The sequence below is a fragment of the Ochrobactrum teleogrylli genome (assembly GCF_006376685.1).
GTDB lineage: Bacteria > Pseudomonadota > Alphaproteobacteria > Rhizobiales > Rhizobiaceae > Brucella > Brucella teleogrylli.
In genome coordinates this window covers 274,760-296,850 of the sequence record NZ_VEWL01000003.1, presented here as the reverse complement: position 1 = coordinate 296,850, position 22,091 = coordinate 274,760, and the positions used below count along the sequence as shown (strand labels likewise).

Sequence of the window (22,091 nt, the reverse complement as noted above, 5' to 3'; positions counted from 1 at the left end):
AATTCTCAATGGAAGTCTCGCGACTTCGGCATGATCCGCACATTTCTCGGGTGATGCGCCATTTGTGACGGTGCGACGAGGCGTTGCGCCTCGCGCCCGCTCAGATCCATCAGAGCGCTGGAGCGGTCTTCGATCCTGGCCGCCACCAGATGCACCACGCCTTCCGGGCTGCGCTGGATGCGGCCTTCGATGCGGATCAGGCGCGCGCCCATCACCTCACGGCGAAACGCTTTCATGATTTTCGGCCAGACAACGATATTGGCAATGCCGGTCTCATCCTCGATGGTGAGAAACACAACACCCTTCGCGCTGCCGGGGCGCTGGCGCACAGTCACGACGCCCGCCACTTTCATCCGGCGACCATCGGCACCCTCCTGCACGGCGCGACAGGTGGAGATACCTTCTGCCGCCAGCCCCTCGCGCAAATATTGTAGCGGATGCCCTTTCAGCGAAAGCCGGGTGGTCTCGTAATCGGCAATGACATGTTCGGATGCCGCCATTTCGGGCAGCTTCGTGCGCGGCTCTTCCGCCAGTTCGCTGGTGGCGGCGGCCCGGAACAGCGGCAGGGTTTCGTCATTGGGCAGGCGGCGCACGGCCCAAAGTGCTGCGCGGCGGTCGATATCGAGCGAGCCGAAAGCATCGGCATCGGCCAGCGCGGTGAAGGCGCGCCGATCGAGGCGCAGGCGGCGATGCATATCCTCGATGGTGCGATAAGGCTCATGCCGGTCGGCAAGCAGCAGTTCGGTGTCACGTTTTGAAAAACCGTCGATCTGGCGAAAGCCGAGCCGCACAGCGGGGCGCGGACCGGGAGTGTCTTCCAGAAGATTATCCCATTGGCTGAAATTCACATCGACGGGGAGGACCGTCACGCCATGCTCACGCGCGTCACGCACGATCTGCGCTGGCGCATAAAAGCCCATCGGCTGTGAATTGAGCAGGGCGGCGGCAAAGACTTCCGGGTGATGATGCTTGATCCACGCGGAAATATAGACCAGATGCGCAAAGCTGGCCGCATGGCTTTCGGGGAAGCCATATTCACCGAAGCCTTTGATCTGGTTGAAACAATTCTCGGCAAAGGTCCGGTCGTAGCCGCGATTGACCATGCCGTCGATCATCTTTTTCTCCATGGTGTGGATAGTGCCCATCTTGCGGAAAGTCGCCATGGCGCGGCGCAACTGGTTGGCTTCGTCGGGCGTGAATTTCGCCGCTTCGATGGCAATGCGCATCGCCTGTTCCTGAAACAGCGGCACGCCTTTGGTCTTGTCCAATATCTGTTGCAGCTCGTCCGGTGGTCCATGTTCCGGGGCTGGCGACGGCAAGATGTTGGGCTCCTGTCCGCTTCTTCGTCTCAGATAAGGATGCACCATATCGCCCTGAATCGGGCCGGGGCGCACGATGGCGACCTGGATGACGAGATCGTAGAATTTGCGCGGGCGCAACCGCGGCAGCATATTCATCTGGGCGCGGCTTTCCACCTGAAACACGCCGAGTGAATCCCCCTTGCAAAGCATGTCATAGACGGCCCTGTCTTCGCGCGGCAGGGTCGCGAGGGTCTGCTTTTGACCGCCATAAAGCTGCGGCTTGTGCTGGTGAATGAGGTCGAAAGCCTTGCGAATGCAGGTGAGCATGCCGAGTGACAGCACATCCACTTTCATCAGTCCCACTTCATCAATGTCATCCTTGTCCCATTCGATGAAATAGCGGTCTTCCATGGCCGCCGGGCCGATGGGCACGGTCTCGTCCAGACGGTCGCGTGTGAGCACAAAGCCCCCCACATGCTGCGACAGATGACGGGGAAAGCCGATCAGCTCTATAGCGAGTTCCACAGCGCGCCGGATGACCGGATTTTCCGGGTCGAGGCCTGCCTGACGAATATGCTCCTTGTCGATGCCGCCGCCGGATATGCCCCAGACCGTATTGGCAAGGGCTGCCGTCACATCTTCCGTCAGGCCCAGTGCCTTGCCCACATCGCGGATTGCGCTGCGGGATCGATAGCTGATGACAGTCGCGACAATCGCCGCACGGTCGGTGGTGTAGCGTTCATACACATATTGCATCACCTCCTCGCGCCGCTCATGCTCGAAATCGACGTCGATATCCGGCGGTTCCTGGCGCTCGGCGGAGATAAAGCGCTCGAACAGCAGGTCCACTTCGGTTGGGTCCACGCCGGTTATGCCAAGACAGAAGCAGACGACCGAATTTGCCGCCGAACCGCGCCCCTGACACAAAATTTCTTTTGAGCGGGCATAGCGCACAATGTCATGGACGGTCAGGAAATAGGCCGCATATTGCAGCTTTTCGATCAGCGCCAGTTCCTTGTGGATCAGCGCCTGCACCTTTTCCGGTATGCTACCCACTCCGTAGAACTTGGCAGCGCCCTCCCAGGTAAGGTCGTGCAGATGCTGTTGCGGTGTCTTTCCCGGTGACACGGGCTCGTCGGGATAATCATATTTCAACTCGTCGAGCTGGAAGGTGATGGGCGCGATGAAATCGGCGGTCGCGGCAATCGCCTGCGGATATTGGCGGAACAGCCGCACCATTTCCTGCGCTGGTTTCAGATGGCGCTCGGCGTTTTTCTCCAGCAGCCGCCCGGCGGCAAAAACCGTGCTGTGATGGCGGGTTGCCGTCAGCACATCCTGAAGTGCGCGGCGGTTGGGGTGGTGATAGAGCACGTCATTGGTGGCGAGAAGCGGCACATCGGCATCGGCTGCAAAGCGGGCGATGCGTTCGGCCCGGCGTCCGTCATGGCCCTGATGCGGCATGGCGAGCGCCAGCCAGACGCAGCCTTGCGCCGCCGTGGCGATTTCCGACAGGCGTGTGGGAAAATCAGGGTCATCCTCTTCCGGGGGCATGACGGCGATCTGAAACTGTCGGGCGCGAAACAGCAGGTCGGCCCAGAGCAGATGGCATTCGCCCTTAATGGCGGCACGCCTTTTGCCTTCGGTCAGAAGGCGGCATAATTGCCCATAGGCAGGTCGGTCACGCGGATAGACAACCATATCCGGCGTGCCGTCGATGAAGGAAAGACGGCAGCCGATAAACAGCCGGAAATTGCTTTTGTCGCGAAAATCCTTCCAGGCGGCATGTGCCCGCACCACACCGGCCAGCGTGTTGCGGTCGGCAATGCCGATGCCGGAAAGGCCAAGATCGCGAGCTTGCAGCACCAGTTCCTGCGGGTGCGACGCGCCGCACAGGAACGAAAAATTGCTGGCGACAGCCATTTCATAATAAGCGGGTTTTTTCTCGATATGGGGCATCAGGCAAACAACCCATGCAGGAACCAGCGTGGATGATTGGCGCCGTCATAAAGACCTTCGCGAAAGATCCAGAAACGCTGGCCGTTCACATCTTCCACCCGGTAATAATCGCGCAGTTCCGGTACGTCGTGACCGATGGAAAGCCACCATTCCGGCTCGATCCGCTCTGGTCCTTCGGCAAGGCGAATATGATGGCGAACCCGCCGCCACAGGAAGAATGAGGGCGGGCTGTCCGGCACTTCCGCCACGCTTTCGATCAGCTGCGGCGGGCGAAACAGTTTTATGGGGCGCGCTGGCGGGTCACCAGCGAGCGTTGGGCTGCTTTCATAACCGGTCTGGTTTGCGCGGCTGCCATGCAGGGCAGGGCGCAGGCCAAAAGCGCGCTCCGGCATATGCGTATCGCGCGCGAAAGGCACCAGCACGCGGTCCGGCCCCAGACGCGCCGAGAGCCGGTCGATCAGCTGGCTGAAGCCGGCATCATCTTCCTCATGCTTGTCCAGCCCGGTCTGGCGTTGTGTGACTGCAGCGCTGCGCAAGGCGGCAAGCCTGATCATGTCGAAGCCGAAACCGGCATCCAGCGGATCGGTGAGGGCGTTGAGCCTTTCGCGCGCAAGACGCAGAAAAACCCTGTCATCGCGCAGAGGCTGGCCGGTTTCAATGCGGATATGGCGTATCTCGCCATCGACCCGGAAGAAGGATGCTTCGATCAAAAGCGCGCCTTTGCCTTCCATCTCAAGCCGGGCGAACAGCTCCTGCGCCAATTCCTGCAAGATGCGCTCCACCAGTTCCATGGCGGTCAGAGGCTCGGACTGGCGGCGTTCAGCCGTTGCGAGCGGCACCATGCGTAGCGGCGAGATGGGCGCGCGCTCCTGCCGTGTCAGGCGACCGAGACGGGTGGCGAGATCGGGACCAAAGCGCGCGGTGAGTGCTGCACGCGGCAGCGCCATCACATCGCCGATGCGTTTCAGGCCCGCGCGCTTGAGGCCGGTTTCAGCGGCATCGGCCAGTTCAAGCGCGGAAAGCGGCAGGCGCGGCAACACGGCATCGGCCTGCGCCTTGTCGAATACGCCGCCTCTGGTGCCACGCGCGAGAAGCCGCGCCGCAAAACTGTTATCGGCAATAGCTGCCCGAACGTGCAGACCGGCGCGCTCGATGCGCTGGATCACATCGGCATGCATGGCGGCCAGTCCGCCGAACAGATGCGCGCAGCCGGTAATGTCCAGCATCAGCCCGTGCGGCGGATCGAAGGCGACAAGCGGCGTATAGCGTTCGCACCAATGGGCCATTTTGTTGAGCAGGGCGCCATCGCGCTCCGGCGCGGCATTGGCCACATCAAGCCTTTCCACACGCGCCCGCGCATCGGTCAGCGCCATGCCGGGATAAAGCCCGAGCTTGGCGGCCTTGACGTCGATGGCCGTCAACCGAAGCGCATTGGCGGTGCGCTCGGTAATGACAAGCGGCAGTGCGTCGGACGCTTGCCCGGAGGATGCATCAGATCGCCCGGCGCGGTGCAGCCTGTCCGTCGGCAGGAACGGAAACCACAGCGCCATGAACGCCATAGATGCCGACGCTGCCGCTTCCTTCCCGTTCTCTGATGCCGAATTCAAGGGTTTCATTGTTCCATTCCATGATCCACTGGCCGCATGTGCCATGACGGTTGCGCTCCAGAACGGCCAGGAAGGCCGGTTTTCCGGGCGCATTGGCCCCGCTGGAGCGCGAAGGCGCAGGTGCGACACGCCATCGGCTGACGGCAGCGCTTTGCACGCCGGTGCGATGACTTCGAAGCAGGATGACCGGCAGTTGCGCTGTCTCCGCTGCCAGCAGCAGGCGACGTGAGGCTGTCAGGTCGAGGCATTTCGGCTGGCCGGTTATCGAGGTAACGATGCCGGAGACGAGATGCGAAGCCTTGCCGCCGGTTCCGGCTTCCAGCACATCATTGGCCGCCTTCAGGACATCCTGCGCATTCGGACAGCGCACGATCAGCAACCGGTGCGGGGCGATGCCGAAAGCATGCAGCCCCGGCGGGTAGAGCCCGCCATATTCGCTTGTCGCCGTTTCCTCCTCGATCCAGATGATCGGTCGCTGCTTTTGTGTGGCGCGCAATGCCATGGCGAGCGCAAAGCCGGTCGCCGCCATATGCGCACCGGGATTTTCCGCGAAAACCTCATGCAAGGCATCACCAGCAAGCCCATGCGGAAAGGCTGCGTCCGCTGCCGCGTGGCCAAGCGCGAAACTGTTTTCGCGTCCGAAACCGGCAGCTGTATCGCCAGCAAAATTTCCTTGCGGATCGTTGCCTTCAATGGCGGTAACCATGCGCCGCAACGTCGCGATGTCGATGCCGCTCACGTCAAAAATCCTGTAATCTGTCTGTGTTTGTTGGCGCGGTTCCGGAGACAGGAACCGTCATTGTTCTCTATTTGTTCTAGTATTGAATCGACTCTGAAAAGAGTCAAGCAGGGAAACGTTCGATCCCTGTGGGCGCGTCGGATTCTTCAAGGAACAAGAAAATTCAGGACAAAGAAAAACGCCCTCCGATGAGAAGGGCGTTTCCAAAACGGTAGACCTTAGGCCGTTGAGATTCTGGCGCGGTGAGCCGAAAATGGTGGGCCTCGAGAACCGGCGCGCAGCGTACTTAAAGGTACGGGCGCACCGGAAGCGCAGAAAACTGCCATTTGCAGGCCAGCAGAGCCTGAAGATCAATGCCTAACGGCGGTCGCGGGCAGCCAGCGTACGCAACCGCAGCGCGTTGAGCTTGATGAAGCCTGCTGCGTCTTTCTGGTCGTAAGCGCCCTGATCGTCTTCGAAGGTCACGAGCTTGTCGGAATAAAGCGACTTGTCCGACTCGCGACCGATCACCATCACATTGCCCTTGTAGAGCTTGAGGGTGACTTCGCCTTCGACGTTCTTCTGGCTGAGATCGATTGCGGCCTGCAGCATTTCGCGCTCCGGCGAGAACCAGAAGCCGTAATAGATCAGCTCCGCATAGCGCGGCATCAGTTCGTCCTTGAGGTGAGCAGCGCCACGGTCGAGCGTGATCGATTCGATGGCGCGGTGGGCCGCCAGCAGGATCGTGCCGCCGGGCGTTTCGTAGACGCCGCGCGATTTCATGCCGACGAAGCGGTTTTCCACGAGGTCGAGACGACCGATGCCGTTGTCGCGGCCATATTCGTTAAGCTTGGCAAGAAGCGTTGCAGGCGAAAGACGCTGGCCATTGATTGAAACGGCGTCGCCCTTTTCAAAGCCGATCTTGATGATCGTTGCCTTGTCGGGTGCTGCTTCCGGCGAAATGGTGCGCATATGCACATATTCGGGTGCTTCGAGTGCTGGATCTTCCAGAACCTTGCCCTCGGACGAGGAGTGCAGCAGGTTGGCGTCGACGGAGAACGGCGCTTCGCCCTTCTTGTCCTTGGCAACCGGAATCTGGTGTTGTTCAGCGAATTCGAGCAGATGCGTGCGGCTCTTGAACGACCAGTCGCGCCATGGAGCGATGATCTTGATGTCCGGGTTCAGCGCATAAGCGGAAAGCTCGAAGCGAACCTGATCGTTGCCCTTGCCGGTTGCGCCATGCGCAATGGCGTCTGCGCCGGTCTTCTTGGCGATCTCGATGAGATGCTTGGAAATCAGCGGACGGGCAATCGACGTGCCGAGCAGATAAACGCCTTCATAGACGGCATTGGCGCGGAACATCGGGAAAACGAAATCGCGCACGAATTCTTCGCGCACGTCCTCAATGAAGATTTCCTTGATGCCCAGCATTTCCGCTTTCTTGCGTGCCGGTTCAAGTTCTTCGCCCTGACCCAGATCAGCGGTGAAAGTCACGACTTCCGCGCCGAGTTCCGTCTGAAGCCATTTCAGGATGATCGAGGTGTCGAGACCGCCCGAATAGGCGAGCACGACTTTCTTAACGTCTTTCCACTTGCTCATAGTCAACTTCCGATACGATGGATGACCCATTGTCCGCTCGGGGAGAGCATCCGCAGGGCTTGGGAATTGGATGTTGCTGTCCTTTTATCAGTTGCTAGGCGACGTGCAAGCCGGATGGCTGCGACTTATCGAAAAGACCGGAGAATCCAGTAGCGGCGAGATTTGATTCGCGTTAGAGCATTTCCAGCAAAAGTGCGAAGCGGTTTTGCGTCGGATAATGCTCAAAACAAACGGGATAGAGCGGTTCCGACGATTCGGTCAAAACAGGAACCGCTCTATCTTGCCGCGAATTTTCGGAGCTTTTCGCATGTCGTTCCTGACAAACCTGACCTTCATTCCCGAATGGACCATTTTCGTCCAGTTCGCGATTGCAACCGCCATTCTTTCCATCACACCCGGCCCGGATATGACGCTGTTCGTCGGACGGGCCTTGTCTGAAGGCAAGGCAGCCGGTTTCGCCTGCATGGCTGGCGCAAGCACCGGCATCGTCATCCACACCACCATGGTGGCGCTGGGGCTTTCGGCGCTGATTATCGCGTCTCCAGCTGCCTTCACCGTGCTGAAGGTTGTGGGTGCGGGCTATCTCGTCTGGCTCGCCGTACAGGCAATCCGCAAGGGTTCGGCGTTTTCGCCGGAAAAGAACGGCGGTAAGAAGCATACGCTGGTTCAGAACTGGGCAACCGGGCTTGGCATCAATCTGCTCAACCCGAAGATCATTCTGTTCAACATGACCTTCCTGCCGCAGTTCGTTTCCGTAACGGACCCGCATGCAATGGGCAAATTGTTCTTTCTCGGCCTGTCCTTCATCCCGCTGGCGCTGCCCTTCACCATTCCGATGGTGGTCGCAGCCGACCGGTTTGCGGGCCTCCTGAAGAAGAACCCGACGGTCACGCGCATTGTGGATTGGTTGTTTGCGGGCGTGTTTTCGGCTTTCGCCCTGAAAATCATCACCGCGCAGGCGAAATAACCTGATGTCTACCCAGCCGGGCGGTCGGAAAGCCGTCCGGCATTGCGGCCTGCAATCAGCCAGTAGATGAAGCCGCCGACAATGCCCGCACCGACGAAGGCTGCGATCCAGAGCGGCATTTCCGGCCAGTCGTCTGATCCGCGAAACGGAATAGCGGTTCCCGCGGTTCCAAGACCGATGATGGCGCCCACAACGCAATAAAACACCGACGAGCGATAGCCGCGTGCTTCAGCAAGCAGAATGACGATGGCCGCAGGCAGGAAGCTGATGCCGCCTGCCAGCATGGCCACGATGAAACCGCCGACGAAAACGCTGCTCCAGAAGCTGGTTGTGGCCCAAAGGCTGGCGGCTTCCGTATTGCCTGCCCCGGCCATCATCGCGAAATCGTCCATCAGCGCATCAACGCCGATGCTGCGAAACAGGATTGCCGCCAGAAACCAACCGGTTGCCAGCAAGCCGCAGCAATAGCCAAAAAGAATAACGACGAAGCGCATTATGTAGTCGAATGTATCGTTCATGCGCGCTCGCTTTATCGGGTTATTCGCCCCGTTTATTCGCCGTGTCCGGCGATCATCATGGCTTCCAGCGCAAGGCGTTCGCTCTTGCGCATGCGTTCCGATTCCGACTTCAACTGACCGCAGGCGGCGAGAATGTCGCGACCACGCGGCGTGCGGATCGGCGAGGCATAACCGGCTGCATTGACGTAATCGGCAAAGCGCTCGATCTGTTCCCAGTCCGAGCACTGATAGTTGGTGCCGGGCCATGGATTGAACGGAATGAGATTGATCTTGGCCGGAATGCCCTGCAACAGCTTCACCAGAAGCTTGGCGTCTTCCAGGCTGTCGTTGATGTCCTTCAGCATCACATATTCGAATGTGATGCGCTTGGCATTCGACAGGCCGGGATATTCGCGGCAAGCCTTGATGAGCTGCTCCAGCGGATATTTCTTGTTGATCGGCACCAGGATGTCGCGCAACTCGTCGCGCACGGCATGGAGCGAAATCGCCAGCATCACGCCGATTTCATCGCCGGTGCGGTAGATTTCAGGCACCACGCCGGAGGTCGAAAGCGTGATGCGACGCTTGGAAAGCGACAGGCCATCACCATCCGAGGCGATAATGAGAGCCTTCTTCACTTCCTCGAAATTATAGAGCGGCTCGCCCATGCCCATCATCACGATATTGGTGATCTTGCGGCCTTCGGCGGGCACCATGGCACCGTCGGGCGTGTCCTTGTCCGGGAAATCGCCGAGCCGGTCGCGGGCGGTCAGAAGCTGCGCCAGAATTTCTTCCGAAGTTAGATTGCGCACCAGCTTCTGCGTGCCAGTATGGCAAAACGAGCAGGTCAGCGTGCAGCCGACCTGGCTGGAAACGCACAGCGTGCCGCGACCTTCTTCGGGAATATAGACGCTTTCGATCTCGACCGGGCGGCCAGCGCCCCGCGGCGGAAATCGGAACAGCCACTTGCGGGTGCCGTCCTGCGAAATCTGCTCTTCGACCACTTCCGGGCGCGCAATGGTGAAATGCTGCGCCAGCATGGCACGCAGGTCTTTGGAAATATTGCGCATATCGGCGAAATCGGAAACGCCGCGCACATAGAGCCAGTGCCAGAGCTGGCTGATGCGCATCTTCACCTGACGTTCCGGCACGCCAGCCTTGACGAGCGCTTCGGCCATTTCCTCGCGCGACATGCCGATGAGCGACGGCTTTGCGTCCAGATTGGCGCGCACATGGCGGGCCAGCTGGTCGCGCGTATCATCAATGGTAAGATCGAACGAAATAGACATCTGTTTTCAACTGTTAAGGGGCGACCGCGATGTCGCGCGCCGATCAATTTGGGCCCGATTGCCCTTATTGCGAGGATATATGGGCTCTGTCATCTGCATATGCGAGCCTTGTTTCGCGCGCTCTTAGCATAGAATAAGGCGTCCGTCATCCCGTTCGATCATCCCGGCTGTTATGCAGAATTGCCGGAACAGGCACGAAGAAAAAAGCCGGAGCACAGGCTCCGGCTTTGAAAAAGCAGTCCGTATTCGACGAAATGTCGCTTACTTGCAGTTCTGGATCGCGGCAAGCGCTGCCGAAACACCCTTCAGCGAATAGGTGTAATTGGTCTTGGTGCCGCGCTTCGACTGCGCTTCGACCTTGAGATCCTGACCGGACTTCATGGCTGCGATGAGCTTCGGCTCTTCGGCGGCGTTTTCCATCCAGCCCGACTTGCCGTTCACGAACATGGTGAAGCGGTTGCTGCCGACGCTGACGGTAACCTTGGCATTGGGGTTCAGATCGTAACCGGCCATGAACTGCGGCTCGAACGAGATGTTCTGGCCCGGCTTCTGGCTGATCAGGAAGAAATTGTCACCGTGATCGACCGAGGCCGGGGCCTTCACAGTCGGAACGGAGAGGACATAGCAAACCTTGCCGTTGCCCGCCTTGTAGCTATAGGCGCCCCAGGCGTCGAACTGTTTAATCTGGGTCGGTGTCTGGGCGAGGGCCGAGCCCGCCATTGCAATCGTAAACACCGAAGCCGCGACGATCGATTTTCCAAGCATGGTCTTTTACCGGTTCTCTTTCGTTTGCTTCAAACTCGAATATCGGGATGCCGCCGTTCAACACGCCGCCCCGCTCAGTTGCCGATTAAAGTGCCTTAATCTGGGTTACCAAACGGTGAAGTTTTGAAAGAAAACTTGAACGAGCAAGGGCTGGTGGCCATCCTGTGCTCAACTTCAATGCAAAGAAAGCGGCTGGAATATGACAGGAGGGGAGTAGGGCAGTAGGGGAATAAGGGAATAGGGAATTGTTTAACTTCACAATTAAGCGAGCATCCTTACTCCCTTACTCCCTTACTCCCTTACTCCCTTACTCCCTTACTCCCTTACCTTCTTCCAACGCCTGACGCGCTGCCAGCCGGTGCGCGGGCGTGATATGCGTGCGCACGGCGGTAAGAGCCGCCATCAGCACGGCGACGTCGTCGGTAAAGCCGATGCCGACCAGCATGTCGGGGATAATGTCGAAGGGCAGCACGAAATAGGCGAGCGCCGCCATCAGGGTCATACGCACGCGTGTCGGCGTGTTCTGGTCGAGCGCGCAATAATAGGCGGCCACCACTTCATCCATGAAGGGCACCATGCGACCGGCGCGGCGCGCGGCCTTCCAGAAACCTTGCTTCACCCGTTCGCTGCGTTTCTTGAAATCGCTTTCGCTGCCGGGTTCAAGGATTTCACCAATTTTGACGCTATCCATCGTCGTGCAAACTCCTGTCCGTCAGATATCGGCGTGAACAGAGCCGAAAATGACACGACCGAAAATGGGGGCAATCGACCCGGTTTTCAAGTTTTTGCTCGTTCAAGGCAGGAAGCATCCTGCAAGAACCATCAGCTACAACGGCCATGCCAAATCAAAGGAATATAGGTCCGGCCAGCCCAAGGTCAGTTTTGGGCTGGGTCAGCTTGTTGATCTGATTGAATGGAGACTGTTCATGCATCTTACCGGCTATGGAGAGAACTTTGTCCGTGCTGACCGGACAAGTCAGTTCTATCGCGGAAACCAGCTCGCATCGGCGCAGGATTTGAGCGACCACATCAATGTCGATGTGAAAGACAATGTTTGCTACGACGCGACGGCCTATATGCGCTTTCTTCTGGGGGCGGGCATTTCGGAGCATACCTTGCGCGGAACCTCCGGGCAAAACTGGATTCCGCTGCTGAATTTCCGTGCCGGAGAGCAATGGAACGGCTATTCCGCCATTACCTATGGCCGCGCCATCGGCTTCTACGATGTCCGGGCCGGGCATATTTTCCACTCGGCCATTGCGGTCGGCGATGTCTTTATCCGTAGCATCAATGGCGGCGCGCTCGGCCAGAACTGGGGCGATCGCGTCGATCTGACCAAAGCGCTGCCCTATTCGTGCCGAAACCGCGACGGCAGCTTCACTTACCAGAAGAAGAATATTATGGTTTATATTTCAAAGGTTTAAGGGGTCTCTATCGCGCTCATCTTGCGCGCCATCTTGATGTCCAGCTCGGTAACGCCATTTTCGCTATGGGTCGCAAGCATGACATCAACGCGATTATAAACGTTGAACCATTCTGGATGATGGTCGAGTTTTTTAGTATCGCTTACATCTTGTGCCTAATCTTACAGTTTATTTTTATTGTGTTTAAACATAAAGTCAAATAATTTAGTATAGGGGTGTATTATAATGCAGTTATCTCTCCAGGGTGATCAGATTGCAAAAGCGAACGCATCGGGTATGGAGGTTTATTTAGATGATATAATTCTTGGAAATGTCCAAATGGAGTTATTGGTTAAAGGTGTTTGTTTTGACTCAGCAGCTTATGTCCGATATTTATATTATGGAGGTAAAAATATTACTTATAATCAGTTGACAACAATAAGCGCATTGGACTGGTTGCCGAAATTCAATTTTACCGGCGGGCCCGAATGGGACGGTGTAAGCCCTCTCCCAAAAGCTAGGGCAATCGGCTTTTACAGGATAGCCGAGAGTAAAATTTTTCACGCAGCTATTGCTGTTGATGGAACTCAGATTAGAGCTACAAATGGCGGGGCTTTGGGAATGGTGTGGGCGCAACCGGTTGATTTAAGAAGAGTTCTTGGTAATAGGAATAGTGATGGATCATTTAATTATGATGGTACAAAAATACGCGTTTATTATTCAAATCTATAGTTTTCGTGTTGATGTCGTATGTTGAATAAATAGTTCATCTTGCGCGCCATCTTGATGTCCAGCTCGGTAACGCCATTTTCGCTATGGGTCGCAAGCGTGACATCAACGCGATTATAAACGTTGAACCATTCTGGATGATGGTCGAGTTTTTCGGCATAAAGTGCTGCCCGTGTCATGAAGCCGAAGGCAGCGCTGAAATCCTTGAACTTGAAGCTCTTGGTGATCGCCTCGCGATCCTCCACCTTCTGCCAGCCATCCAGTTCGGCCAGCGCCTGTTTCAGTTCGTCTTCAGTCAGCCGGTTGCGTGCCATCATCTTTCGCCTATGTTGCGGTTTTCGAACTAACTTATCATGAGCGCGAGGGTTCCGTGACCATAGAGAAACCGACCAGCATTCTTTTCATCTGCGCGGGCAATATCTGCCGTTCGCCGCTCGCCGAAGGCGTGATGGGGCAGCTGCTTGAAGCACGCGGCATTCGCGATGTGCTGATCGATTCGGCGGGCACCAACGGTTACCACACCGGCGAAGCGCCAGATGAGCGTTCGGTGCGCGTGGCAGCCGGGCACGGGCTTGATATTTCCGCGCAGCGTTGCCGTCAGCTGACTGCGGGAGATTTCAGCCGCTTTGATCTCATCCTCGGCATGGACCGTTACAACATGCGGATGATCGCCGAGCGCAAGCCCGGCAATGTTGCAGCCCGCATCGGATTGTTCACCGAGATTGCAGAGGGAAAGCCGGTTGAAATCCCCGATCCCTATTATGGTGGCATCGGGGATTTCGAGCTGGTTTACCGGATGGTTCTGGCTTCCTCGAAAGCATTGGCCGACCAGTTCTGGCTGGAACGGGCCACCAAGGGCCACGCTTCCTCGACGATGTAAGGTCCGCCGCCCACGGAATCGCGCGACGACATCAGCACGAAACGCCCCACCTTGAAGGGTAGCGTCGCGAAATTGCCGCGCGAGGACAGGTAATGCACCACATCATCGATGCGGGCATTCCGAAGACGCGCCAGGGTCACATGGGGAGTGAATTTGCGCGGATCGGCTGGAATGTGCAGTCTCTGGCAGATGCGTTCGATTTCCGCCTGCAATGCGTTGAGTTCAGGCGAGGGGGATACACCCGCATAAATGCTGTGCGGCTTTTTGGAGCCGAAAGCATTGACGCCTGACAGGTTGAGCATGAATTCGGGTCGCCGTACGCGGTCGAGCGCATTGGCGATCTCGTCGGCCACATGGCCTTCCACATCTCCGATAAAACGCAGCGTTATGTGGTAGTTTTCGACATCAATCCAGCGTGCGCCGGGGAGACCGCCTCGCAATAATGACAGCGAGAGCGCAGCATCGCGCGGGATTTCGAGGGCAGTGAAAAGACGCGGCATAAGGCATCCTCCTCGAAGCGTTCTGTGTCAGAGCGCTATGCGTCGTGGACGCATAAAGGACACTCTAACCTAGAGAGTCAAAGCATCGTACCTGTCAGAAATCGATTCGGCTAAGTCGATGCATTCGTAGCGAATCATCGTTTGGTTCCCGGGGCAAGCTGTTTATGCCCCTAACGGGTTTCAGCCTCCTGATGTCCCCTTGTTTTGCACATCGGACAGGCTTTTTTCGATTGTCGGCATAAAGTTTGCCACCATGGCTTCAACACCCTTTTCATTGGGGTGCATGCCATCCTCGAGCAAAAGCTCCTTCTTGGTTGCTACGCCGTCGAGGAAAAACGGGTAGAGCGGCACGCCATATTTCTGCGCCAGCTTCGGATAGATGGGGTTGAACTTGGCGGCATAGTCCTTACCCATATTGGGCGGGGCCATCATGCCTGCCAGAATGACGGCAATGCCGCGCTCCTTGAGACGCGCCAGCATGTCGTCGAGATTCTTTTCCGTGATGTCGGGCTGGATGCCGCGCAGCGCATCGTTAGCGCCGAGTTCAAGAATGACGAGATCGGTTCCATCGGGGATAGACCAGTCGATGCGCGACAGGCCGCCCGTGGTCGTGTCACCCGACACGCCTGCATTTTCGATTGAAACCTCGACGCCCTTGTCGTTGAGTGCTTTTTCAAGCTGCTGCGGAAATGCGGCACTGGCGGGCAGGAGATAACCGGCCATCAGGCTGTCGCCGAAGCCCACAACCTTGACCTGCGAAAGCTGCTCGGTCGGCAAGGCGTCTTCAAGGCCGGTCGGGTCTTCCTGCGTCGGCTCCTGCTGGGCATAGACGCTGCCCGCAAAAACCGATCCGAGGATCGCAAAAATCGAGAGCCATGCCGGAATTGAGAGTTTGAAACGCATCGTTGGCAACCCATATTCGGTAAAGGGATGAGCGACAGCTCACGGGATTGAATCAAATCTTGGCGCAACATAGGTTCAAATTTGTGGCGCGCTTTTCGGTTCTACACATACATATAGGAAGAAAACCGCGTGACGGAACAGGCTGTTGGCCCGATTATCGAACTTGAGAACGTTCATCTGACACTTGGCCATGCCGCCTCATCGGTGCATGTGCTGAAGGGTGTCTCTCTCCATATTGCGCAAGGCCAGTCGGTTGGTATCGTCGGTCCATCCGGCTCGGGCAAATCCACGCTTTTGATGGTTCTGGCTGGGCTGGAGCATGTTGATAACGGAACTGTGAAGATCGCGGGCGAGACGATCAGCCAGATGAGCGAGGATCAGGCCGCCGCTTTTCGTGGCGCCAATATAGGCATCGTGTTCCAGTCGTTTCATCTCATTCCCAATATGACGGCGCTGGAAAATGTGGCGGTTCCGTTGGAACTGGCTGGCCGCCGCGATGCATTCGAAGTCGCGGAGCGCGAGTTGAAAGCGGTTGGACTTGGCGAACGTCTGACGCATTATCCGTCCGAACTTTCCGGCGGCGAGCAGCAGCGCGTGGCGATTGCCCGCGCCCTTGCGCCATCGCCGAAAATCCTGATTGCCGATGAGCCGACCGGCAATCTCGACACCACAACGGGTCGCCAGATCGCCGATCTTCTCTTCGCCAAGCAACGCGAAAACGGGCTGACCATGGTGCTGGTCACGCATGATCCGTCGCTGGCGGCGCGCTGCGACCGCGAAATTCCCGTCCGGTCCGGTCGCATCGAAGACACCGCTGAAAAGGCCGGTGCGGTGCTTGAGAAACTGGTGGCAGACGCATGAGCCGAATGAAATCTTTTTCTCTCGCTCTCCGTTTTGCGCTGCGCGAAATGCGCGGCGGGCTTGCCGGTTTCTATATTTTTCTGGCCTGTATCGCGCTTGGCGTGGCGGCCATTGGCGGCGTCAATTCCGTGGCGCGGTCGGTCAGCACCGGCATTGCATCGGAAGGCCAGAGCATTTTGGGCGGCGATGTCAGCTTTGCACTCAATCAGCGCGAAGCAACAGCGGAAGAACGCGCCTTCATCGAAAAACAGGGCAGAATGGCCGAAAGCGCGACAATGCGCTCCATGGCCCGTATGCCCGATGGTTCCGACCAGTCGCTGGTCGAGGTGAAGGCGGTCGATGCCGCCTATCCGCTTTATGGCACGCTGAAGGCCGCACCGGCGCAGTCGCTGGCCGATATGACGGCCATCAAAGGCGATGTTTACGGTGCTGCCGTCAGTCAGGATTTTCTCAACCGCATGGGACTTTCGCTTGGCGCAAAGGTACTGCTCGGCGCGCAAACCTTTGAACTGCGCGCTGTGATCGAAAGCGAACCGGACCTCTTGTCGTCCGGCTTCAATTTTGCACCGCGTTTTCTCGTTTCGCTCGATGGTCTGCGCGCGTCTGGTCTGATTCAACCCGGCAGCCTTGTCGATCATATCTACAAGGTCGCACTTCCCAATGGCGCGCCGGATGCGGCAATTGCCGAAGTCAGACGGCAGGCCGCCGCCGATTTCCCGGATGCGGGGTGGAATATCCGCTCCCGCGCCAATGCCGCACCGGCGCTGAGCGCCAATATCGAACGCTTCTCCCAGTTTCTGACGCTGGTCGGCCTGACCGCGTTGATCGTCGGTGGCGTCGGGGTCGCCAATGCCGTGCGCGCCTATCTCGACGGCAAGCGCGGTGTGATCGCGACTTTCAAATCACTCGGCGCGCCTGCGCGCTTTGCGGTTCTGGTCTATCTCGTGCAGATCATGGTGATCGGCCTGATCGGCATCGTGCTTGGGCTCATTCTGGCGGCAATCATCCCTTTTGCCGCCGCACTGGCGCTCGCCAATTATCTGCCGGTCGCCGGTGGCGGCGACTTCTTCCCCGGCGCGCTGGCGCTTGCGGCAGTCTTCGGCCTCATCACCACGCTTGCCTTTGCGATCATTCCGCTTGGGCGCGCTCGCGATATTCCGGCGACGGCGCTGTTTCGCGAGCAGGGCTTTGAACAGCGCGGCCTGCCGCCCCTGCTATATCTCGGTCTTGCGGTTCTGCTGATTGCGGCTCTGGCCGGATTGGCGCTCTATGTCGCCTATGATCGGCGGATCGCGGCGATCTTCATCGTCTCGGCCATTGCCGCTTTCGGCGTGCTGCGACTTGTGGCCGATGGCATACGCTGGCTTGCCCGTCGCGCGCCGCGCGTGCGCTCGACGGCGCTACGGCTTGCGGTCGGCAATATTCACCGTCCTGGCGCGCTTACCCCTTCGGTGGTGCTTTCGCTCGGCCTCGGCCTCACGCTGATGGTGGCGATTGCGCTGATCGACGGCAATCTGCGCCGTCAAGTGACTGAGAATATCCCGGCACAAGCGCCGGATTTCTTTTTCGTCGATATCCAGAACCGGGACATTGGCGATTTCACCAAGCTGGTGAGCGGCATCGTGCCGGACGGCAAGCTCACCTCTGGTCCGATGCTGCGCGGGCGTATTGTGGCTTTCAATGGCACCAATGTGCGCGATATGACCATCCCGCCAGAAGCCGCCTGGGTGCTGCGTGGCGATCGCGGCATAACCTTTGCCGACAACGTGCCGGAGAATTCGACGCTGAGTGAGGGCGAATGGTGGCCTGCCGATTATAACGGCGAGCCGCTTGTCTCCTTCGCCGAACGGGAAGGCAAGGAACTGGGCCTGAAGCTTGGCGACACGGTGACGGTCAATGTGCTGGGCCGCAACATCACCGCAAAGATCGCGAGTTTCCGGCAAGTGCAATGGGAAACACTGGCGATGAATTTCGTCATGGTGTTCTCGCCCAACACTTTTGCCGGTGCGCCGGCGACATGGCTTGCGACGCTGACCATTCCGGACGGCAAGAAAAACCTCGCGCCCGATGTACTGCGGCAGGTCACCAAAACCTGGCCCGCCGTCACGACGGTCAGCGTGACGGACGCGCTTAACGTCGCCAATGATCTGATCGGTCAGCTGGCGACGGCCATTCGCGCGGGGGCTTCCATTGCGCTTGCCGCATCGGTTCTGGTGTTGGGCGGTGCGCTGGCTGCGGGCAACCGCGCCCGGGTGCACGACGCTGTCGTCCTGAAGACATTGGGCGCCACACGCGGCACGCTGATTGCAGCCTATATCATGGAATATATGCTGCTCGGCCTTGCAACAGCGCTTTTCGCACTTGCCGCTGGCAGTGCGGCGGGCTGGTATGTCGTGGTGGAGATCATGAAGCTTAAAGCGCAATTCCTGCCCGATGTGGCGCTGATGACCGTGGTGGTTGCGCTGGTGCTGACCGTCGGTTTCGGGCTGGCCGGGACATGGCGTGTGCTGGGACAGAAGCCTGCGCAGGTTCTCAGAACAATATGAGTTATTTGTAATGCGGAGAGGGCGCAATGCGTAAGCTATTGGAACCTATGGAGAATGCAGCCCGATTTTTCAAACCTGCCCTCGCGTTTTTTTACAGGCGGTACTTGTACGTGAGGGCCATAATCCCCATAATGTCAGGCAGGCATGCTGGAGTCCCGCCAGCGGCGCCTGGCGGCGGCTCGCCGGAATGAGCGCCCCGACACCGGACGGGACATGGCAAGAGGATTTAAGTCATGGCTGACTTTCGCAATATTCAGGCGCAGCAGAGGCCGGTAGGCGGCGCTCGCGCCGATGCAGGCATCGATCAGGGTTTGCGCAGCTATATGCTGGGCGTCTACAACATGATGGCTATCGGCCTGGCCGTTACCGGCCTTGCCGCATTCGCCGTTGCGGCACTCGCAACGACGACGGACCCGTCCGCAGCCGTCGCGCAGCTTGCCAATGGCAAGATGCTCACGGGCCTTGGCGTCGCGCTCTACACTTCGCCGCTGCGCTGGGTGGTGATGCTTGCGCCGCTGGCGGCAGTGTTCTTCCTGAGCTTCCGCATCGAACGTCTTTCGGTCTCGACCGCTAACGCCGTCTTCTGGGGCTATGCAGCTCTCGTCGGCCTGTCGCTGTCGTCGATCTTCCTGGTCTTCACCGGCCAGAGCGTCGTTCGCACCTTCTTCGTGACGGCTGCGTCCTTTGGTGCGCTGTCGCTCTACGGTTACACGACCAAGCGTGACCTGTCCGCTATGGGCTCGTTCCTGATCATGGGCCTGTTCGGCCTGATCCTGGCTTCGGTCGTCAACATCTTCCTTGGCTCCACCGCGCTGCAATTCGCAATCTCGGTGATCGGCGTTCTGATCTTCGCAGGCCTCACCGCCTACGACACCCAGTCGATCAAGGAAATGTATTACGAAGGCGACGCATCGGATACGCAGGGCCGCAAGATCGTGATGGGCGCGCTGCGTCTCTATCTCGACTTCATCAATATGTTCACCTTCCTGCTGCAGTTCATGGGCAACCGTGAATAGTCGCTGGATCAGGTTCTGAATGAAAAGGGCAGCGGAAACGCTGCCCTTTTTGCTTTTGTACGGTCGCTTCCTGATGCATTCTGGAAATGTGTAAAATCATTTCTCCGGTTCTGCCTCATGCCCATCGTCCGCGATTTCCACCCCACCGACATCGATGCCATCACTGCAATCTATACCGAAGCCGTGTTGAACGGCTCCGGTTCCTACGAGGTCGAGCCGCCGTCGCGCGAAGACCTGCGCCAGCGCTTTGAGGGCTTCGTCGCGCAGGGTTTCCCTATTCTGATCGCGGAAGAGGATGGTGTGGTTCTGGGCTATGCCTATGCCAGCTATTTCCGCACCAGACCGGCCTATCGCTGGCTTGCAGAGGATTCGATCTATATCGCGCCCGAGGCCAAGAAGAAGGGCGTGGGCAAGCTTCTCCTGCGCGAACTGATCGAACGGGCCGCCCAGCTCGGCTTCCGGCAGCTTTTGGCTGTCATCGGTGATGGCGAGAACAATATCGGCTCGGTGCGGCTGCATGAAAGCATGGGTTTCGTGCATTGCGGACGAATTGAGGGCTCCGGCTTCAAGCATGGGCGCTGGCTGGATACGGTGCTGATGCAGTTGCCGCTCAATGGCGGGCGCACGCTGGAGCCGGGAGCACCGCCGCTTTCATGAATCAAATGGCGGGTCAGTGCACCCTTCGACAAGCTCACCCTTCGACAAGCTCAGGGGAGGGCGTTGCAGACTACGCTCCCCTCATCCTGAGGAGCCGTTGAAAACGGCGTCTCGAAGGATCGAAGGATCGAGGAACCGAAGGCTAATCAGGCCTCGACGAGTTTTAGGCTCTTGTCGAAAACGCGCAGCACACGGTCCAGTTCATGGCCGCGCTTCATGATCAGCCCGCTTGCGGCGATGACCGCGTAAGCGCCCTGCTTTTGCGCGAGCTTGGGATTTTTCTCGATCCTGAACAGCGGAACCTCGCTGGCGCGTCGGAAGATGGAAAAGACCGCCCGGTCGCTCAGATGGTCGATAGCGTAGTCGCGCCAGGCACCGGCGGCGACCATGCGGCCATAGATGTTGAGAATCTTGCCAAGTTCATGCCGGTCGAAACTGATGGCGGTGGGAACCGGCCTTGCGCGGTCGAGAGAGACGACCTTTGGCGACGCGGACGCGTTGGACGAGGATGATGAATCCTCTGCGCTTGAAATATCCATGTCCTTCCTTTCAGCCCTGTGGGTGGCGAAGCGGCAGGTGCGTTTGAAACGCATGACAGAAGGGTGATGCTTTTGTGAAACAAATTCAAGTGCGGGAAGGCGCGGCACCGTTCAAATGACCGGGATTTCCCTCATAAAACGCTGGATTTTGCACGCGGGCCGCTGTGCATTAGCTGTTCACGAAAAACGAAAGTCTGTCGGCAATGGTGATCGTTGAACACATTTTCGCCTTGTCAGCTTCGCATTCCAGCCTGATTATGGCTTCAGCATCTACGTGTTGCCTGAGACGGTTCGGTTCGGGTATGTCCGACCCCAAGCCCCCCGCCCAAAGGACTGCCCGAGCCGAACCAACTTTTTCGTCCGACCGAGCCGCAACACCAGATATTCCCGCAATATGACAGCTAACCTCACCCCATCCGGCCCGATGCCGAATAGATAATGGCTTGCGGACGAATGCCTGCGATCAGAACCCGACCGGCGCTTTCTGCTTGAACATGGCTGCGCCATGAATGCGCCCGAGCGAGTTGTCGTCCCGGGTTTCCTGAAGAATGACCGCGCAACCGGAAACATCCTTACGCTTCAATTCGGAAGCAGGGAGCTCGATTTTCAGCGGCTTGCCATCCCACATGCCGATCGTGTTGATCTCACTCACCGTGTTTCGGTAGGTGATATCCTGACCGGCATTCTCGCCTTCAGTGATTGGGATGGTGACCGCATCGCGGAAATAGAACAGAACGACATGCACCGGCGACTTTGGCTTTTCGCCAGCCCCGATCTCGATGGACAGACGACCATCGTCGAGCCGGTTGATCGCAACCGGCACTGTCAGCTTGTCGGCGGCGACCTGCGCCTTGATGGCGCCCGCATCGCGCCCATTGACCTCTGCCTGACCATTGATGATGGCCTGCGGCGTATAGATCATGCGCGCGTTGAAGGAGTTACGGTAAGCATTTTGGCGGTCGGTATTATCCTGAGTGGCAAGCGTGTCGCGCCACCCCATATAATCCCAGTAATTGACGTGGAACGACAGCGCCAGCACGCTGGGGTCATCGGCGAACTTGGCAAAATTATCGTCCGCCTTCGGGCAGGACTTGCAGCCCTGACTGGTGAAAAGCTCTACCACCGCGGTTTTCTTGGGCGCTGCTTCAGCCGATGCAGAACCCTGCATGGAAACGCAACCGGTGAAAGCCAGCCCCAGAACGGCGCAGACATTGCGCCAGCCCGGCAGGGAATCGCCGGTCAGCCATGTGGCTGTTCCATAGAATGAGGGCTGAACGGTCACTTTGTATGATCCTGCATTAATTGACGGTGACATCTATTATGTAGGAATTACGCCGATCAATGGGAATTCACGTTGC

Annotated in this window: 21 protein-coding genes and 1 pseudogene; 8 read left to right on the top strand and 14 right to left on the bottom strand. The window is 58.2% G+C overall.

Going from position 1 to position 22,091, the window contains the following annotated elements; genetic code table 11:
- Positions 1-5: 5 nt before the first annotated feature.
- The 4 genes from FIC94_RS07920 to FIC94_RS07905 all read right to left on the bottom strand — a co-directional run bounded on the left by FIC94_RS07920 (position 6) and on the right by FIC94_RS07905 (position 7,181).
- Positions 6-3,257, bottom strand: coding sequence for an error-prone DNA polymerase (locus tag FIC94_RS07920; RefSeq protein WP_140024490.1), 3,252 nt, complete (start codon positions 3,255-3,257; stop codon positions 6-8).
- Positions 3,257-4,708, bottom strand: a complete 1,452-nt coding sequence (locus tag FIC94_RS07915) for a Y-family DNA polymerase (RefSeq protein WP_140024555.1) — start codon at positions 4,706-4,708, stop codon at positions 3,257-3,259. Before FIC94_RS07915 ends, FIC94_RS07920 begins: the two co-directional genes overlap by 1 nt.
- Before the next feature lie 40 nt (positions 4,709-4,748).
- Positions 4,749-5,603 carry an ImuA family protein gene (locus FIC94_RS07910; protein ID WP_140024489.1) on the bottom strand — a complete coding sequence of 285 codons (855 nt, stop codon included), beginning with the start codon at positions 5,601-5,603 and terminating at the stop codon, positions 4,749-4,751.
- 357 nt (positions 5,604-5,960) lie between these two features.
- Positions 5,961-7,181 carry an argininosuccinate synthase gene (locus tag FIC94_RS07905; protein WP_109368119.1) on the bottom strand — a complete coding sequence of 407 codons (1,221 nt, stop codon included), beginning with the start codon at positions 7,179-7,181 and terminating at the stop codon, positions 5,961-5,963.
- Between the two features lie 307 nt (positions 7,182-7,488).
- Between FIC94_RS07905 and FIC94_RS07900 the strand changes: the two genes are divergently transcribed.
- Positions 7,489-8,148, top strand: a complete 660-nt coding sequence (locus tag FIC94_RS07900) for a LysE family translocator (protein ID WP_109368120.1) — start codon at positions 7,489-7,491, stop codon at positions 8,146-8,148.
- A gap of 8 nt (positions 8,149-8,156) precedes the next feature.
- On the opposite strand, the gene FIC94_RS07895 is transcribed toward FIC94_RS07900, so the two are convergent.
- From FIC94_RS07895 to FIC94_RS07875, 4 genes are all read right to left on the bottom strand, one after another.
- Positions 8,157-8,666 (bottom strand): hypothetical protein, encoded by a 510-nt coding sequence (locus FIC94_RS07895; RefSeq protein ID WP_140024488.1) that lies wholly within the window; start codon positions 8,664-8,666, stop codon positions 8,157-8,159.
- Between the two features lie 32 nt (positions 8,667-8,698).
- A complete protein-coding gene (rlmN, locus tag FIC94_RS07890) occupies positions 8,699-9,934 on the bottom strand; it encodes a dual-specificity RNA methyltransferase RlmN (RefSeq protein ID WP_121537042.1) in 1,236 nt (411 codons plus the stop codon).
- Between the two features lie 261 nt (positions 9,935-10,195).
- Positions 10,196-10,699 carry an invasion associated locus B family protein gene (locus FIC94_RS07880; protein WP_113533733.1) on the bottom strand — a complete coding sequence of 168 codons (504 nt, stop codon included), beginning with the start codon at positions 10,697-10,699 and terminating at the stop codon, positions 10,196-10,198.
- A 307-nt stretch (positions 10,700-11,006) separates the two neighbouring features.
- Positions 11,007-11,390 (bottom strand): YkvA family protein, encoded by a 384-nt coding sequence (locus tag FIC94_RS07875; RefSeq protein ID WP_109368122.1) that lies wholly within the window; start codon positions 11,388-11,390, stop codon positions 11,007-11,009.
- A 49-nt stretch (positions 11,391-11,439) separates the two neighbouring features.
- Between FIC94_RS07875 and FIC94_RS07870 the strand changes: the two genes are divergently transcribed.
- Entirely contained in the window at positions 11,440-12,123 is a 684-nt protein-coding gene (locus FIC94_RS07870) for a hypothetical protein (RefSeq protein ID WP_235891968.1), read from the top strand.
- On the opposite strand, the pseudogene FIC94_RS07865 reads toward FIC94_RS07870, so the two are convergent.
- Positions 12,120-12,257, bottom strand: a pseudogene (locus FIC94_RS07865) (4a-hydroxytetrahydrobiopterin dehydratase); the annotation flags it as partial. The gene FIC94_RS07870 and the pseudogene FIC94_RS07865 sit on opposite strands and share 4 nt — an antisense overlap.
- A gap of 91 nt (positions 12,258-12,348) precedes the next feature.
- Between FIC94_RS07865 and FIC94_RS07860 the strand changes: the two are divergent.
- Positions 12,349-12,834, top strand: coding sequence for a hypothetical protein (locus FIC94_RS07860; protein ID WP_210237287.1), 486 nt, complete (start codon positions 12,349-12,351; stop codon positions 12,832-12,834).
- Here the strand turns inward: FIC94_RS07860 and FIC94_RS07855 are convergent.
- Positions 12,819-13,145, bottom strand: coding sequence for a 4a-hydroxytetrahydrobiopterin dehydratase (locus FIC94_RS07855; RefSeq protein ID WP_140024553.1), 327 nt, complete (start codon positions 13,143-13,145; stop codon positions 12,819-12,821). The two genes, FIC94_RS07860 and FIC94_RS07855, sit on opposite strands and share 16 nt — an antisense overlap.
- A gap of 56 nt (positions 13,146-13,201) precedes the next feature.
- Here FIC94_RS07855 and FIC94_RS07850 point away from each other — a divergent pair, with 56 nt between their 5' ends.
- Positions 13,202-13,711 carry a low molecular weight protein-tyrosine-phosphatase gene (locus FIC94_RS07850; protein WP_140024487.1) on the top strand — a complete coding sequence of 170 codons (510 nt, stop codon included), beginning with the start codon at positions 13,202-13,204 and terminating at the stop codon, positions 13,709-13,711.
- Here FIC94_RS07850 and thpR read toward each other — a convergent pair.
- Complete coding sequence (gene thpR / locus FIC94_RS07845; RefSeq protein ID WP_109368125.1) at positions 13,621-14,211, bottom strand: RNA 2',3'-cyclic phosphodiesterase; 591 nt, start codon at positions 14,209-14,211, stop codon at positions 13,621-13,623. The genes FIC94_RS07850 and thpR overlap by 91 nt on opposite strands.
- A 180-nt stretch (positions 14,212-14,391) precedes the next feature.
- Positions 14,392-15,114, bottom strand: a complete 723-nt coding sequence (locus FIC94_RS07840; protein WP_140024486.1) for an arylesterase — start codon at positions 15,112-15,114, stop codon at positions 14,392-14,394.
- A 129-nt stretch (positions 15,115-15,243) separates the two neighbouring features.
- Here FIC94_RS07840 and FIC94_RS07835 point away from each other — a divergent pair, with 129 nt between their 5' ends.
- The 4 genes from FIC94_RS07835 (at position 15,244) to FIC94_RS07820 (ending at position 20,194) form a co-directional block, all read left to right on the top strand.
- The gene (locus tag FIC94_RS07835) at positions 15,244-15,975 is read left to right on the top strand and encodes an ABC transporter ATP-binding protein (RefSeq protein WP_140024485.1); all 732 of its coding nucleotides are present in this window, start codon (positions 15,244-15,246) and stop codon (positions 15,973-15,975) included.
- Positions 15,972-18,521, top strand: a complete 2,550-nt coding sequence (locus tag FIC94_RS07830; protein ID WP_140024484.1) for an ABC transporter permease — start codon at positions 15,972-15,974, stop codon at positions 18,519-18,521. Before FIC94_RS07835 ends, FIC94_RS07830 begins: the two co-directional genes overlap by 4 nt.
- 233 nt (positions 18,522-18,754) lie before the next feature.
- Entirely contained in the window at positions 18,755-19,537 is a 783-nt protein-coding gene (locus FIC94_RS07825; RefSeq protein ID WP_109368129.1) for a Bax inhibitor-1/YccA family protein, read from the top strand.
- A gap of 117 nt (positions 19,538-19,654) precedes the next feature.
- On the top strand, positions 19,655-20,194 hold the full coding sequence (locus FIC94_RS07820; RefSeq protein WP_109368130.1) for a GNAT family N-acetyltransferase: 540 nt from the start codon (positions 19,655-19,657) through the stop codon (positions 20,192-20,194).
- A gap of 146 nt (positions 20,195-20,340) precedes the next feature.
- Here FIC94_RS07820 and FIC94_RS07815 read toward each other — a convergent pair whose 3' ends face one another.
- Together FIC94_RS07815 and FIC94_RS07810 are read right to left on the bottom strand one after the other, a co-directional pair.
- On the bottom strand, positions 20,341-20,733 hold the full coding sequence (locus tag FIC94_RS07815) for a DUF2794 domain-containing protein (RefSeq protein WP_109368131.1): 393 nt from the start codon (positions 20,731-20,733) through the stop codon (positions 20,341-20,343).
- Between the two features lie 463 nt (positions 20,734-21,196).
- Entirely contained in the window at positions 21,197-21,931 is a 735-nt protein-coding gene (locus FIC94_RS07810) for a DUF1223 domain-containing protein (protein WP_109370140.1), read from the bottom strand.
- Positions 21,932-22,091: the final 160 nt, after the last annotated feature.

What these genes read in the sequence shown, in the direction of transcription:
- rlmN (WP_121537042.1), bottom strand. Translation starts at nt 9,934, where the DNA reads ATGTCTATTTCGTTCGATCTTACCATTGATGATACGCGCGACCAGCTG.
- FIC94_RS07820 (WP_109368130.1), top strand. Translation starts at nt 19,655, where the DNA reads ATGCCCATCGTCCGCGATTTCCACCCCACCGACATCGATGCCATCACT.
- FIC94_RS07895 (WP_140024488.1), bottom strand. Translation starts at nt 8,666, where the DNA reads ATGAACGATACATTCGACTACATAATGCGCTTCGTCGTTATTCTTTTT.
- FIC94_RS07815 (WP_109368131.1), bottom strand. Translation starts at nt 20,733, where the DNA reads ATGGATATTTCAAGCGCAGAGGATTCATCATCCTCGTCCAACGCGTCC.
- FIC94_RS07870 (WP_235891968.1), top strand. Translation starts at nt 11,440, where the DNA reads ATGACACGACCGAAAATGGGGGCAATCGACCCGGTTTTCAAGTTTTTG.
- FIC94_RS07905 (WP_109368119.1), bottom strand. Translation starts at nt 7,181, where the DNA reads ATGAGCAAGTGGAAAGACGTTAAGAAAGTCGTGCTCGCCTATTCGGGC.
- thpR (WP_109368125.1), bottom strand. Translation starts at nt 14,211, where the DNA reads ATGCCGCGTCTTTTCACTGCCCTCGAAATCCCGCGCGATGCTGCGCTC.
- FIC94_RS07900 (WP_109368120.1), top strand. Translation starts at nt 7,489, where the DNA reads ATGTCGTTCCTGACAAACCTGACCTTCATTCCCGAATGGACCATTTTC.
- FIC94_RS07830 (WP_140024484.1), top strand. Translation starts at nt 15,972, where the DNA reads ATGAGCCGAATGAAATCTTTTTCTCTCGCTCTCCGTTTTGCGCTGCGC.
- FIC94_RS07840 (WP_140024486.1), bottom strand. Translation starts at nt 15,114, where the DNA reads ATGCGTTTCAAACTCTCAATTCCGGCATGGCTCTCGATTTTTGCGATC.
- FIC94_RS07880 (WP_113533733.1), bottom strand. Translation starts at nt 10,699, where the DNA reads ATGCTTGGAAAATCGATCGTCGCGGCTTCGGTGTTTACGATTGCAATG.
- FIC94_RS07875 (WP_109368122.1), bottom strand. Translation starts at nt 11,390, where the DNA reads ATGGATAGCGTCAAAATTGGTGAAATCCTTGAACCCGGCAGCGAAAGC.
- FIC94_RS07920 (WP_140024490.1), bottom strand. Translation starts at nt 3,257, where the DNA reads ATGCCCCATATCGAGAAAAAACCCGCTTATTATGAAATGGCTGTCGCC.
- FIC94_RS07860 (WP_210237287.1), top strand. Translation starts at nt 12,349, where the DNA reads ATGCAGTTATCTCTCCAGGGTGATCAGATTGCAAAAGCGAACGCATCG.
- FIC94_RS07825 (WP_109368129.1), top strand. Translation starts at nt 18,755, where the DNA reads ATGGCTGACTTTCGCAATATTCAGGCGCAGCAGAGGCCGGTAGGCGGC.
- FIC94_RS07855 (WP_140024553.1), bottom strand. Translation starts at nt 13,145, where the DNA reads ATGGCACGCAACCGGCTGACTGAAGACGAACTGAAACAGGCGCTGGCC.